Annotated in this window: 9 protein-coding genes and 1 pseudogene; 6 read left to right on the forward strand and 4 right to left on the reverse strand. The window is 66.1% G+C overall.

All coding sequences use genetic code 11. The features are described from left to right. Positions 1-136 precede the first annotated feature (136 nt). Positions 137-1,105 carry a Bug family tripartite tricarboxylate transporter substrate binding protein gene (locus JQ604_RS29430; protein ID WP_212364185.1) on the reverse strand — a complete coding sequence of 323 codons (969 nt, stop codon included), beginning with the start codon at positions 1,103-1,105 and terminating at the stop codon, positions 137-139. Between the two features lie 14 nt (positions 1,106-1,119). Then, positions 1,120-1,749 carry an NUDIX hydrolase gene (locus JQ604_RS29435; RefSeq protein WP_212364186.1) on the reverse strand — a complete coding sequence of 210 codons (630 nt, stop codon included), beginning with the start codon at positions 1,747-1,749 and terminating at the stop codon, positions 1,120-1,122. A gap of 78 nt (positions 1,750-1,827) precedes the next feature. On the opposite strand from JQ604_RS29435, the gene JQ604_RS29440 reads away from it, so the two are divergent. Both JQ604_RS29440 and JQ604_RS29445 read left to right on the forward strand, forming a co-directional pair. Further along, positions 1,828-2,253 carry a PaaI family thioesterase gene (locus tag JQ604_RS29440; RefSeq protein WP_212364187.1) on the forward strand — a complete coding sequence of 142 codons (426 nt, stop codon included), beginning with the start codon at positions 1,828-1,830 and terminating at the stop codon, positions 2,251-2,253. 12 nt (positions 2,254-2,265) lie between these two features. Beyond that, positions 2,266-3,277 (forward strand): annotated as a pseudogene (locus JQ604_RS29445) (aldo/keto reductase). 35 nt (positions 3,278-3,312) lie between these two features. Here the strand turns inward: JQ604_RS29445 and JQ604_RS29450 are convergent. Then, positions 3,313-4,233: a S8 family serine peptidase gene (locus JQ604_RS29450; protein WP_212364189.1), complete on the reverse strand. Its 921-nt coding sequence runs from the start codon at positions 4,231-4,233 to the stop codon at positions 3,313-3,315. A gap of 338 nt (positions 4,234-4,571) precedes the next feature. Here JQ604_RS29450 and JQ604_RS29455 point away from each other — a divergent pair, with 338 nt between their 5' ends. Both JQ604_RS29455 and JQ604_RS29460 read left to right on the forward strand, forming a co-directional pair. After that, a complete protein-coding gene (locus JQ604_RS29455; protein ID WP_249158808.1) occupies positions 4,572-6,212 on the forward strand; it encodes a hypothetical protein in 1,641 nt (546 codons plus the stop codon). 45 nt (positions 6,213-6,257) lie between these two features. Beyond that, entirely contained in the window at positions 6,258-10,877 is a 4,620-nt protein-coding gene (locus JQ604_RS29460; protein ID WP_212364191.1) for a cytochrome P450, read from the forward strand. 76 nt (positions 10,878-10,953) lie between these two features. On the opposite strand, the gene katG is transcribed toward JQ604_RS29460, so the two are convergent. After that, positions 10,954-13,128, reverse strand: a complete 2,175-nt coding sequence (gene katG, locus JQ604_RS29465) for a catalase/peroxidase HPI (protein WP_212364192.1) — start codon at positions 13,126-13,128, stop codon at positions 10,954-10,956. A gap of 120 nt (positions 13,129-13,248) precedes the next feature. Here katG and JQ604_RS29470 point away from each other — a divergent pair, with 120 nt between their 5' ends. Both JQ604_RS29470 and JQ604_RS29475 read left to right on the forward strand, forming a co-directional pair. After that, complete coding sequence (locus tag JQ604_RS29470; protein WP_212364193.1) at positions 13,249-14,196, forward strand: LysR substrate-binding domain-containing protein; 948 nt, start codon at positions 13,249-13,251, stop codon at positions 14,194-14,196. Between the two features lie 63 nt (positions 14,197-14,259). Continuing rightward, a partial coding sequence (locus JQ604_RS29475) for a hypothetical protein (protein ID WP_212364194.1) occupies positions 14,260-14,483 on the forward strand: 224 nt, incomplete at its 3' end.

Genomic DNA, 14,483 nt, shown 5'->3' on the forward strand with positions numbered 1-14,483 from the left:
GACTGTGCGCTGTTCCCGGACACGCGTTCGCGATTCGCCTGCTACGACAACGTGTCGCGGGCACCGCCTCCGGAACCGGCGGATACGGCAAAGCCCGCGCTTGTGCAGCCAAAGGCCGCAACGCGTCACCGCAAGACTATTCCTGCTCGACCCCGCTCGCCTTGACGAGTTGCGCCCACTTCTTCTCGTCCTTGTCGATGAACTCGGCATAGGCTTCCGGCGTACCCGGCGTGATGTCGGTGCCGTCATTGCCGAGTTGCCGCTTCACCTCTTCGGAGGCGAGCGCATCGCGCAGCGCCTTGTTCAGCTTGTCGATGATCGGCCGCGGCGTGCCGGCAGGCGCGGCGAGGCCGTAATAGAGCGAGGCATCGAAGCCTGGCAGCCCGGCCTCCGCGATCGTCGGCACCTCCGGCAGCAGGCTCGAGCGCGTCGCGCTCGTCACCGCCAGCGCCCGCAGCTTGCCGGCGGCAACATTGGTGTGCGAGGCCGGGATCGGCGCAAACGCCATCGGGATGTGGCCGCCGAGCAGATCGGTGAGCGCTGGCCCGGTGCCCTTGTAGGGAATGTGCACCAGCATGATGCCGGCAGCGCGCGCGAAATATTCGCCGGTGATGTGGCTCGCGGTGCCGGCACCGGCCGAGCCGAAATTGACCTTGCCGGGATTGGCCTTGGCGTAGCTGATCAGTTCGGCAACCGTTTTGGCCGGAAACGACGGATGCACGACGAGGGAGTTCGGTGCATTGCCGATCATGCCAACCGGCGCAAAATCCTTACGCGGATCGTAGCCGACATTCTTGTAGAGCGAGGGCCCGATCGCGAGCGTGCCGGTATAGCCGAGCACGAGCGTGTAACCGTCGGGATCGCTCTTCGCGACCGCCTTCGTGCCGACGGTGCCGCCCGCACCGGGGCGATTGTCGACCACGACCTTCTCGCCGAGCAGTTCGCCCATCTTCTCCGCGACGCCGCGGCCGACGATCGAGGTGCTGCCGCCTGGTGCAAAGGGAATGACCAGCGTGATCGGGCGGTTCGGATAGTTTTGCGCCTGTGCCGGATGCAAAGCGACGATCAGCCCCAGCGCAGCGAGTGCGACGATCGATTTTTTCATTTTCGTTTTCCTCCCTACTTCCAGGCGAAGACCGGCTGCTCCAGATCGGCGACACGGGTGTCGCGTCCGGCCAGCACTTCGCGGAACTGGTAGATCAGCGCCGCGGTCGGCGCGTGAATCTGCTGGCCCGCGAGGCGGAAACGGATCACGCGCCGCGTGCTCTCCGGGATCGAGGTGAACGTGAACGCATCCTCCGCCTCGATCGTGTCGAGGCCGATGCGATGGACGGACGCCACTTCGTCCGGGTTTGGAATGATCGCCGCCGCAGGATCGGCCCAGACCACGACCGGCGTGATCAGATAGCCGGAACGGGTCGGATAATCGTCGAGCTGGCCCAGCACGTCGGTCTCGGACGATTGGAGCCCCAGTTCCTCATGCAATTCGCGCAATGCCGCCTGCACCTGCGTCTCGCCGGCGTCGCAGCGGCCGCCCGGCAGCGCCCATTGCGCACGATGCGAGCGCAGGCTGGCGCTGCGGCGGGTCAGCAGGAATGCTGCGTCACGATTGCCCTCGCCTTCCGTCAGCACGATCGCGACCGCGGCGCGCTTCAGCGTCGGTGCGGCCTCCTCGGGCGTGACGCGGGAGAACGCTGCGCAGAGCTCTGCGATATTCCGCCGGGTGGCATCGTCAAATGAGCGGGCCATCGATCTTGACTACAACAGTCCCGCGCTTGATGAAATGAGCCCAAAGATCATGCCCGCCTGCAGCAAATGGACCAGCACATGAGGACCAAGCCTTCGGACAAGCTCAAATCCGACGGCTGGAAGATCGTCGACACCACCGGTTTCCTGAGCCTCGTCGGTCCGCTGTGGCAGCGGATGGTCGGCGATGCGCCTGAATATGCGCTGATCACCGAGGACAAGCATCACAACCGCCGCGGCCTGGTGCAGGGCGGCGTCATCATGACCTTTGCCGACCGTGCCTGCGGCATGACCGCTCGCTTCGTCTCGGGCAAGCCGACGCTGGCCACCGTGCAGCTCGATACCCATTTCGTCGAAGCCGGCAAGATCGGCGAGACCCTGATCACCCGTCCGCGCGTGGTGCGCTCGACGCGGAGCCTGATCTTCATCACCACCGAGGTGACGGTCGACAGACGCTGCATCGCGATGGCGAACGGCGTGTTCAAGATCCTGAAGAACGAGTCCTAGGGAGCAAGCGTCATGCAATACCGCCAGCTCGGCCGCAGCGGCCTGAAGATCTCCCCGATTTGCCTGGGCACCATGATGTTCGGCGGCCCGACCGATGAAGCGACCTCGTCGCGGATCGTGGCGAAGGCGCGCGAGGCCGGCATCAATTTCATCGACAGCGCCGACGCCTATAATGGCGGCAAGTCCGAGGAAGTGGTCGGCCGCGCGATCTCCAATCGCCGATCGAACTGGATCCTCGCCACCAAGCTCGCCAACCCGATCGGCGACGATCCCAATCATGGCGGGCTGTCGCGGCGCTGGGTGCTGCAGGCCGCGGAGGCGAGCCTGAAGCGGCTCGGCACCGACTACATCGACATCTATTACCTGCACAAGGAAGACCATGCGACGCCGCTCGAGGAGACGGTGCGCGCGATGGGCGACCTGATCCGCTCCGGCAAGGTGCGCTATTTCGGCGTCTCCAACTATCGGGCCTGGCGCGTCGCCGAAATCTGCAACATCTGCGACCGGCTCGGCATCGATCGTCCGATCGTCAGCCAGCCCTATTACAATGCGATGAACCGGATGCCCGAGGTCGAGCATTTTCCGGCCTGCGGATATTACGGCCTCGGCATCGTGCCCTACAGCCCGCTGGCGCGCGGCGTGCTGACCGGCAAATACGTGCCCGACGCGGCGCCGGGCGCCGACACCCGCGCCGGCCGCAACGACAAGCGCATGATGCAGACCGAGTGGCGGCCGGAGTCGTTGCAGCTGGCGCAGGAGATCAAGCGGCACGCCGAGAGCCGCGGCATCACCGCCGGACAGTTCGCGGTGTCGTGGGTGCTGAACTCGGCCTTCGTCAGCGCGGTGATCGCCGGTCCCCGCACCGAAGAGCAATGGGACGACTACATGCGCGCGCTCGATTACCGCTTCACGGCTGACGATGAGGCGCTGATCGATCGGCTGGTGGTGACGGGCCATCCCTCGACGCCGGGCTTCAACGATCCGGCCTATCCTATCGAGGGGGCGGCGAGCACGGACGGGGTGACCCGCCGCCCCTCGTTTGGGATGTAGATCGATGTCTTACGGTCGCGCTGCCCGCAAGACGTTCGACGCCAGCCCAACTCTGTCGAGCAACCGCGCGGCCTCGCCCTCGGTCTCGATCGCGCTGACGACGTGATCGATCGCGCCCTGCAGGCTGATGCGGACGGATCCGGACGGCGTGCAGCGCACCGCGCTCTCCAGGAGCGCCTCGCGCACCGCATACGGATTCGGCTGCGCGCCGAGCTTGACCTGATGGCTGAGCAGCAGCGCCGCGAATGCAGAGATCAGCGGCGCCGCCGACCTCGCGCCGCTGCGTGCGACGACACCACCCTGCAGCGTCGCGCCCGAGACATGGGCACCCGGCGCCAGCACGGTCTCCGTCCGCCAGGCCGGCTCGGCCGGCAGCAGCGGATGGCCGTCCTCGCTCAAGGCATCGACGACCAGTACCGCGCGGGCGGCGGTGCCGAGCAGCTCGAGACCCTCGCTGCCAGCCGCGGTCACGATCAGGATGTTCTCGCGAATGCAGTCCGCCAGCGCGTCCTTCAGCACCGGATGCAGCTCGCCGCAGCGGGCAAACGCGCCATCGCCGATATGGATGATCAGGGCGCCATGCTTGACCGCGAGCCGGATCGCCCGCGCCAGCTCCAGTTCGGAGCAGCGCATGCCGCCGCCGGCGAAGATCGGAACAGTCAGGCCCCGACAACGCGGAGCGACGCCCTCGACCGGAGTCTTGGGCTGGCCGAAGATCAGGCTCGCCGCATAGGTCCCGTCCGCGCTCAGATTGCCGGCGGCCGCCTGGCTCGCCAGCGTCTCCAGCGGCCTCAGATCGGCGCCGATGAAGCAGCGATGGGTGGCATCGACCACGCCGTCGAGCACAGCGACCCGGACCGCCGGCGCGCCCTGCCCGAGCGCTGATGGAATCGTGCTGCGAAAGGTCGTGGCAACATCCGAAAGAGCCATGTCCCGCCTCCACTCGCCCATCGCCGTAGCGATGGGCCGCGGAGCGATCGCTCCGGCAGCGCCACACGCATCGGCACTTCGCTTTGCTTGTTGGGCCCAGTGTGACAGGTCTCCCGTCCAGGTGGCGTGACCCAGCTGCGCTCAGGGCGTGAAAAAAGCGTGATAGTAGAGTGAAAAATGCTATGCTCGCCTTGGGGTTAAGGGCAGTTTCAGCAATCATGACATCGGCGAAGCGTTTCACGTTGGGTCTACTGGGGCCGTTCCGGCTTCTGGAACCTGGGGGTGAGCGCATTGAAATCCCCAGCAAGAAGGGGGTGGCGGTGGTTGCGATGCTCGCCATGGCGAGGGACGGCGAACGGACGCGCGGCTGGCTGCAGGATCGCTTGTGGGGCAAGCGGCAGCATACCGAAGCGCGCCAGAGCCTGCGCCGCGAGCTCTCGAACCTGCGCAAGCTGCTCAACCGCGGCGCGACCCCGCTGCTGATCTCCGAGCGCGACCGAGTCCGGCTCGACCTCGCGTCGGTCGACATCGATGCGCGACTGTCGCCGGAGCAGGCGCTGACATCCGAATTTCTCGAAGGCCTCGACATTGTCGGCGAAGACGGTTTCGAGGAATGGCTCCGCGAACAGCGCAGCACGCTCGCGGCTGAAGCGAGAGCACGGAACACACAGCTCGCCGAGCCCGCGCAGCCGCATTATGGCGAGCCGCCGCCGCTGCCGGCGCACATCCTCGACACCACGCAGCCGCCTTACGGCTTCGACGGCAGCCCCGCGCTTGCGGTGTTGCCGTTCGTCAACGTCACCGGCGACAGCGCGGACGACTATCTCGCCGAAGGCATCAGCGAGGAGCTGATCGATCGCCTGTCGCGCATCCGCTGGCTGCCGGTGATCGCGCGCAACTCGTCCTTCTCGTTTCCGAAGGGTGCCGACCGCAAGCTCGTCAGCAAGAGCCTCGGCGCAACATACCTGCTCGAAGGACGTTTCCGCCGCGACCAGGATACCTATCTGATCATCGCGAGCCTGGTCGACGCCGCCAACGAGCACACGGTCTGGACGCAACGCTTTGCACTGCATACGCCGACCGCGCGCGACACCTTCGGCCAATTCGTCACCGAGCTGGTCGCGCATCTGGAGACGCGGATCGATCACGCCGAACAGACCCGCACGCGCGGCAAACGGCACGACAGCCTGACCGTCAGCGACCTGATCTGGCGCGGCCGCTGGCATCTCAACCGACTGACCCGCGCCGATTCCGAGATGGCGCAAAAGCTGTTCGCCGAGGCCCGTGCGCTCGATCCGGATTCGGCAGAGGCCATCATCCAGTCGACCTACGCGCTGGGCTGGGCGATCTGGGCCGACCGCGAGTCCACCGACCGCATCCTGGAGCTGCGAAAATGGGCGCAGCGGGCGATCCAGGCCGACCGCGATGACGGCCGCGGCTACATGCTGGCCGGCATGGCCGAGATGTGGCTGCGCCGTCCGGCCGCCGCGCGCGAGCTGCTGCAGCAGTCCATCGCGCTCAATCCGAGCCTGGCGCTGGCGCACGCCGAACTCGGCACGAGCTTCAACCTGACCGGCGACCCGAAGCAGGCCATCGTGCATCTCGGCGCGGCGCTCCGCCTCTCCTCGAACGACCACCACAATTTCTATTCCCTGACCGAGCTTGCGCTGGCCTACACGATGCTCGGCCGGTGGAGCGAGGCGGTCGAGCACGCCGATCACGCACTGGCGCGCCGCCAGGCCTATTGGTACGCGCATATCATCAAGATCAATGCGCTGGTCCGGCTCGGCGACCTCGCCTCGTCGCGACTTGCGCTCGACGAGCTGTTGCGCGTCAAACCGAATTTTACTGCACGGTATATTGAGTGGCTGCCGTTCGTCGAACGGACGTGGCCCGACCATTTCATCGACGGCTTGAAGCTGGTGCCGACCGATCGCGCCGATTGGCTGACAAGGAACGATCAAGACGCAACTGCCTGACGGCCGAACCGCCTTCCCGTATCCATTTTGATTCCGGGTGAGATGATGTTTGAGCCAAAATATTACGACGGGATTCGCAAGGCCCAGGCCGAGACCAACGCCCAGCCCAAGGACGCGTTGCCCCCGTTCAATCTCGAGGAGCTCGGCGCCGATTCGTTTCGCAGACGGATCACGCATTGGCTGTTCGACGTGCTGATGCCACCAGCACTGTTTCTGCTCCGCGAGCTTTGTCCGGTCTTCAAGATCGGCCGCTTCGTCCTCGTCACGCGTGAGCGCGACGTCCGCGACGTGCTGGCGCGGACCGACGAGTTCGAGACGCCGTTCGGCCTCGAGATGACCGAGCTGTCCGGTGGCGGCGCCAATTTCGTGCTCGGCATGGAAGGCGCAGCCCACGATCAGGAGCTCAACCAGATCAGCGAGGTGATCGGCGACCAGCGCAGCCGCCTCACCGGGACCAACCAGCCGATCGAGGGCGGCGGCCTGTCGCAGGACGAGATCGCGAAGATCGTGTTCGCGCGGAAGGACGTCGCCCTGGTCACCCAACTGAGCAACCGCTTCGCCAAGGCGCTGATCCGAAACTCCGGCGGGCGGATCGACGTGATGAAGGACTTCATCACGCGCGTCGCGACCGAGACCTGCATCCGGTATTTCGGCCTGACGGTCGACGATCCCGACGCCTTCGCCGATTGGTCGATGTCGATCTCCGCCGTGCTGTTCGCCGATCCGACCGGCGATCCGACGACGCGCAAGGTCGCGCTGAACGGCGCGGCGCGGATCCGCAACGTCATCAGCGTGTCGATGATCCAGCAGCGCGCCAATCCGACCGATACCGTGCTGGGACGGTTGATCAAGCTGCAGCAGCGCGATCGACGTGTCACCGACGATGTGATCTGCTCCATCCTGGTCGGCATGATCGCGGGCTTCATCCCGACCAACACGCTCGCCGCCGGCCGGATCTTCCAGGCGCTGCAACATCACCCCAAGGCGATGGGGCTTGCCATGGAGCACGCGCGCGGCGCCGCGCGCATCGATGCGCAAGGAGAGGCCGGCGCCGCCAATCCCGACAAGGACGCGCTGCACCGGCTGCTGTTCGAGGCGGTGCGGCTCAGCCCGCCGCTGACACCGGGGCAATGGCGCTACGCCAAGCGGGAGGCCACCATCGGCACCTATCTCGGCCGCAGCAAGACCGTGCCGGCGGGCACGGTGCTGATGGTCGCGACGATGTCGGCGCTGCGCGACCATCGCGCCATCGATGCCCCCGGTAAATTCATTCCGGATCGCGAGCCTGCGAATGCGGACCTCGCCTTCGGCACCGGCGAGCATCAGTGCCTCGGCAAGTATCTCGCGATGGCGCAGTTCACCGAGCTGTTCATGGTGCTGCTGTCGCAGGCGAACCTGCGCTACGCGACCGACACCTATGGCAGCCGCATCCGCTGGGTCGGGCCGTTCCCGAACCGGCTCGACATGGAGTTCGATCCGCCGACCGCACCCGGCCAGCAGAGCATGATCACGATCTGCGCGCCGCTGCTCGATCCCGACAAGGCGGATACCGTCCGCGCCGAGATCGCAGCGCTGGGCAATCCCGCGACGCAGGGACTCCGCACCATGCTGGACGCGACTGACATCGTCCACTTCGCCTCGCTCGCCGTGATCGAGGCCGGCGACGACAAGGAGCCCGCGCCCTATCTGCTGCTCGAATTGAACTGCGACGGCCCGCAGGATGCCGCCATCGAGGCGATCGTCGCGGCGGATAGCGCGGCTGGCGGCAAACTGCTGTCGGTGTTCCAGAACACGCTGATGGCCAAGGATGAGCCGCTGGTCGAGGTGCTCAAGGCCTATGCGCTCAATCTGCAGACGCGTCCCTGGGGTGCGATCGGCCTCAACTTCAACGGCACGCCGGAATTCCCGGTCGTCAACATCGAGGCGCACCAGAAGCTGTCCGAATTCGCGCGCGATGCGCTCGACTATTTCCTGACCTTCCATTCCGGCATCGGCAACCGCGCCATGCAGGTGCTGAGCTTCGTGCGCTCTTTCATCCTGCATCCGCAGGTATGGGCCAACGTCGACCAGAGCAGTCCGCCGAAGCTGCAGGACCTGGTTCGTCGCGGCAAGGAATTCGACGCCAGCGACACCCTGATCATTCCGAACCGTCGCCGGCTCGGAATCTCCGACTGGAAGGACCGCACCAAATGGGAGGCGACCCAGGTCTTCCTGAAGAGCCGGGACTTCTGGGACCTCGCGTGGTGGCCGATCGGCGCGTGCCTGCTGTTTGCGATCGGCATCATGTTCGCGACTCCGGGTCCGGCGCTCTCCCTCAGCCTGCCCGGCCGCCTGCTGCTCGCGTCGACCGGCAGCATTGCAGCGACGCTGATCCTGCTTGCCGTCATCGCTGGCGGCTTCCTCGCATTCCTTCGCTACAAGGAGACGCAGGACGTCTCCGACGACCAGAACCCAAGGCTTTCGGACATCAAGGCGATCGCGCGGGTCGAGAATCCGCCGGGCTTCGCGCACAACCACTTCATGGCCGTCACGCCGCTGAAGAGCGGCTGGTTCCGGAAGCTGACGCTTGCGATGTCGCTGTGGGGCATCAAGCAGATGGTGCAGACCTACTTCCGGCCGGGCTTCGTGCTCAACATGGGCACGATCCATTACGCGAAATGGTTCCGCCTGCCCGGCTACGACAAGCTGATCTTCCTGTCCAACTTCGACGGCAGCTGGGAGAGCTATCTCGAAGACTTCATCATGCGCGCCCATGCCGGCCAGACTGCGGCCTGGAGCAATGGCGTCGGCTTCCCGAAGACGCGCTTCCTGATCCTCGACGGCGCCCAGGACGGCGATCGGTTCAAGCGCTGGGTGCGGCGGCAGCAGCGGCCGTCGCAATTCTGGTACAGCCGCTTCCACAGCTTCACCACCGACCAGATCCATGCCAACGCGCTGATCCATGACGGCCTCGCCCGCGCCTCGAACGATCTCGCCGCGCGCGACTGGCTCGACTGCTTCGGCTCGATGCCGCGGCCGGATTCTGCGATCGAGACCGACGAGGTGCAGTCGCTGGTGTTTCGCGGCCAGGCCGATTTCTCGCACGCGGTCTATGCGCTGCTCCGCCTGCCCGAAGCTCCGAAGGCTGCAGCCCCATGGCTGCGCGCGCTGGTGCATGGCGCGCGGCCGGACGGCACCGCGCGCGAGGTCAACCAATGCGAGGTCACCTTCGGCGATCATCCCTTCGCCAGTGAGCCGAGCTTGCGGACGCGCTCGGTGTTCGTCGCCTTCAGCTCGACCGGCCTTGCCAAGCTTGGCCTGTCCGATCCGTCGCGGCATGACGGCCTGGGCACCTTCCCGAGCCCGTTCAACATCGGCATGTCGAACCGTGCCCGCCAACTCGGCGATTGGGGCCATGCGGCGCCCGAGGTCTGGCGCTGGGGCGACTCCGCCATCGAAGGCGCCGCGCAAAGCCCGCCCGGCGCCGACGCGATCCTGATCATCTGCGCCAAGGAGGCCGCCACCTGCGACGCGGTGCTGAAGCGGCACCTTGCCCTGCTCGGCGAGGGCGCACTGCTGCACGTCATCCCGACCGCGCCACTGACCGGAGGTCTGCCCTTCGGTGCCGACCAATACGCTGCCCCGACGACGTCCGGCCCGGCCACCGACCGCCGCGCGGAGTATGAGCATTTCGGCTTCCGCGACGGCATCTCGCAGCCGATCATCCGCGGCACGCAGCGCTTCCTGAAACGCGTGCACGACCGCGACGTGGTTGAGCCCGGCGAGTTCATCCTCGGCTATCGCAACAACCAGGGCTATTACGGCCCGGCGACGACGGTCGCCGCCGAGTCCGATCACCGCAACCATCTGCCGACCGTGCTCGCCGACGTGCCGAGCCGCTTCCCGACCTTCGAGGATGCCAACAAGGCGGCGCGCGACTTCGGCCGCAACGGCAGCTTCCTGGTGGTTCGGCAGCTCGCGCAGGATGTCACCGGCTTCAAGGCCTTCGTCGAGGGCAAGGCCAAGGACCTCAAGCAGGACTATCCCAACCTCGCAGACGTCGCGGGCGCGCCGATCAATGCCGAATGGCTGGCGGCGAAGATGCTCGGCCGCTGGCCAAATGGCACGCCGCTGGTCGAGCGGCCCGGCGCCGAAGCGAGCGAGGGCGATCGCAAGCACAGCACGACCGAGAACGACTTCACGTTCGGCATCGACGATCCGCAAGGCCTGCGCTGCCCGTTCGGCGCCCATATCCGCCGCACCAATCCGCGCGACAGTCTGGAGCCCGGCGATGCCTTCGAAGTGGCGATCACCAATCGCCACCGCCTGCTGCGCCGCGGCCGCTCCTACGAATACGCGCCGGCGGAGGGCGCGCCGACCGAGAAGGGCCTCGTGTTCGCCTGCCTGTGCGCCGACCTCGACCGGCAGTTCGAGTTCGTGCAGCAGACCTGGCTGCAGTCGCCGAATTTCCATGGCCTGCGCGAGGAGCCCGATCCGCTGCTCGGCCAGGCGGGCCCGGGCCGGCCGGCGGTGTTCACGATCCCGACGCCGTCGGGCCCGGTCTGCGTGCGCGACATGCAGAGCTTCGTCACCGTGCGCGCCGGCGGATATTTCTTCCTGCCGAGCCACTCGGCGATTCAGTATCTGATCGACATCAACCAGCCCGGCTACGAACCGCTGAAGTAACAAAGTCTCCCCTCAACGCCAGAGCGGCGCTTCGATTTCTCGAAGCGCCGCTCTTTTTCTCGTCGTGTCCGCCCGCTTACTTCGCGAGATCGAAGCGGTCGGCGTTCATCACCTTGCTCCAGGCGGCGGCGAAATCCCTAGCGAATTTCGCCTTGGAGTCGGCGCAGCCATAGACTTCGGCGAACGCGCGGAGCTGCGAGTGCGAGCCGAAGATCAGGTCGGCCCGGGTCGCGGTCCACTTGACCTGCTTGGACTTGCGGTCGCGGCCTTCATAGACGCCCTCACCGGCATCGCTCCACTCGGTCGACATGTCGAGCAGGTTGAGGAAGTAGTCGTTGGTCAGCGTTCCCACCTTGCCGGTGAACACGCCATGCTTCGACTTGCCCGCGTTGGCACCGAGCACGCGCAGGCCACCGACCAGCACGGTCAGCTCCGGACCCGACAACCGCAGCAGCTGCGCGCGGTCCACCAATGCCTCTTCCGGCATCATGAACTGACGCTTGTTGCTGGTGTAGTTGCGGAAGCCGTCCGCGCGCGGCTCGAGCGGCGCGAAGGAGTCGACGTCGGTCTGGTCCTGCGACGCATCGGTGCGGCCGGGCGTGAAGGCAACCTTCACCTCGGTGCCGCCGTCCTTGGCCGCCTTCTCGATCGCGGCCGAACCGCCGAGCACGATCAGGTCGGCGAGCGAGACCTTCTTGGCCCCGGCGTTGAACTCCTTCTGGATGGCTTCGAGCTTGCCCAGCACGCTCTTCAGCTGCGCCGGCTCGTTGACCTCCCAGTCCTTCTGCGGCGACAGACGAATGCGCGCGCCATTGGCGCCGCCACGCTTGTCGCTGCCGCGGAAGGTCGACGCGGAAGCCCACGCGGTCGACACCAATTCGGACACCGTGAGGCCAGAGGCGAGGATCTTCGCCTTCAGCGCCTCGGCATCCTTGGCGTCGATCACGGCATGATCGAGCGCCGGCACCGGATCCTGCCAGATCAGCGTTTCCTTCGGCACCAGCGGGCCGAGGTAGCGCGCGACCGGACCCATGTCGCGGTGGGTCAGCTTGAACCACGCGCGGGCAAAGGCATCGGCGAACTGAGCGGGATTCGCGAGGAAGCGCCGCGAGATCTTCTCGTAGGCCGGATCGAAGCGCAGCGAGAGGTCGGTGGTCAGCATGGTCGGCAGATGCTTCTTGGACTTGTCGAAGGCGTCGGGAATGACCGCCTCGGCGCCCTTGGCCTTCCACTGCTGCGCGCCCGACGGCGCCTTCGTCAATTCCCATTCGTACTTGAACAGGTTCTCGAAGAAGTAGTTGCTCCACTTGGTCGGGGTCTGCGACCACGTGACTTCGGGGCCGCCGGTGATCGCGTCGGCGCCGATGCCGGTGCCGTGCTTGCTCTTCCAGCCGAGACCTTGATCCTCAAGCGCACCGGCTTCCGGCTCGGGTCCGACCAGCGAAGGATCACCCGCGCCGTGTGCCTTGCCGAAGGTGTGGCCGCCGGCGATCAGGGCAACGGTCTCTTCGTCGTTCATCGCCATGCGGAAGAACGTCTCGCGGATGTCCTTGGCCGCAAGGACCGGATCAGGGTTGCCGTTCGGGCCTTCCGGGTTGACGTAGATCAGGCCCATCTGCACCGCGCCAAGCGGCTCGGAGAGCTGACGCTCGCCGCTGTAGCGCTCGTCGCCGAGCCAGGTGCCTTCCGGACCCCAATACAGCTCTTCGGGTTCCCACACGTCGGCGCGGCCACCCGCGAAGCCGAAGGTCTTGAAGCCCATCGACTCCAGCGCGACGTTGCCGGAGAGGACCAGCAGGTCGGCCCAGGAGAGTTTCTTGCCGTACTTCTGCTTGATCGGCCACAACAGGCGACGCGCCTTGTCGAGGTTGGCGTTATCGGGCCAGCTGTTGAGCGGCGCGAAACGCTGCTGACCGGTGCCGGCGCCGCCACGGCCGTCGGTGATGCGGTAGGTGCCCGCGGCGTGCCACGCCAGGCGGATCATCAGGCCGCCGTAATGACCGAAATCGGCCGGCCACCATTCCTGCGAGTCCGTCATCAGGCCATGCAGGTCCTTGATCACGGCGTTCAGGTCGAGGGTCTTGAACTCCTTGGCGTAGTCGAAATCCTTGTCCATCGGATCGGACAGGCCGGAGTTCTTGTGCAGCGCCTGGATGTCGAGCGTGTTCGGCCACCAATCACGGTTCGTGTGCGTGCGGGGGGCTGCCGAGAATGGGCATTTGCCCGCGCCTTCGTCGGTTTTTGCGTCCATGTTTCTTCTCCGAGGATGGTGGAATCTGGAATCTGCTTGGAGCCGTTCCAAGAATGACTCTACGAGCCCTATTCGATCAGGTGAAATTGACTTTAATGATCGCTCCGATAAGATAATCTGATGATAAACGTCACACTCCGGCAACTCAGGTACTTCGACGCGCTGGCCCGCCACGGCCATTTCGGCCGCGCCGCGGAGGCCTGTTCGGTCTCGCAGCCGGCGCTGTCGATGCAGATCAAGGAACTCGAAGACGGCCTCGGCGGCGTACTGCTGGAACGCGGCGCTCGCCAGGTCGCGCTGACCAAGTTCGGCGAGGAGCTGCTGCATCGGGTGCGCGAAATCCTGCGCTCGGTCGACGAACTCGGCGATTTCGCCCGCGCCTCGCGCGACAAGCTCGCCGGCCGCCTGCGCGTCGGCATGATCCCGACCATTGCGCCGTATCTGTTGCCCAAGGTGATCGAGAATCTGGCGCGGCTGCATCCGGAGCTCGACATCCATGTCCGCGAGACGGTGACGCCGAAGCTGATCAAGGAGGTCGCCGAGGGCCGGCTCGATACTGCGATCGTGGCGCTGCCGGTGTCGGAGCCGTCGCTGACCGAGGTCGCGCTGTTCACCGAGAATTTCCTGCTGGTGCGCGCCGGCGAGGATGCCAGGACGCCGGTGCCGAGCCACGAGATGCTGCGCGAGATGCGGCTGCTCTTGCTCGAAGAGGGCCATTGCTTCCGTGACCAGGCGCTCGCCTTCTGCAACATGCAGGCCTCGCCGCCGCGCGAGGTGCTGGACGCGAGCTCGCTGTCGACCCTGGTGCAGATGGTCGGCGCCGGCATCGGCGTGACACTGATCCCGGAGATGGCCGTCGAGGTCGAGACGCGTTCGGCGCCGGTGTCGGTGGCGCGGTTCAAGAACCCGCAGCCCTCGCGCACCATCGGCATGGTCTGGCGCAAGACCAGCCCGCTCGCCGCACAGCTGCAGCAGATCTCGGAAGTGGTGTCGCTCTCGGCGGCGGCGCTGCGGGGAAAGGCGGATGAGATGCCGGCGAAGCGTGGGGCGCGGGCGGCGCGGAAGTAGTTTGACGCGCTGCGCGTGCAGCAAGCACTGTAAGCCGTAGGGTGGGCAAAGGAGCATAGCGACGTGCCCACCATTCCCGACGTGCTCGTGATGGTGGGCACGCTGCGCTTTGCCCACCCTACGGCAGCTCGCAATGACGGCGGACATGCGACCACATTCTCGCGACATGATTTGCCCGAGTTTTCCATCTCGTTCCGCCCTCACTTGAATCGAGGGCGCAGGGAAGACCGGGTGCACGCCGCACCCGCGGTCTCATGCGCCATGTGCACAGAAGAAGTGCGCGCACG

It is taken from the genome of Bradyrhizobium jicamae, assembly GCF_018130695.1.
In the GTDB taxonomy this organism is placed as follows: Bacteria; Pseudomonadota; Alphaproteobacteria; order Rhizobiales; family Xanthobacteraceae; genus Bradyrhizobium; species Bradyrhizobium jicamae_B.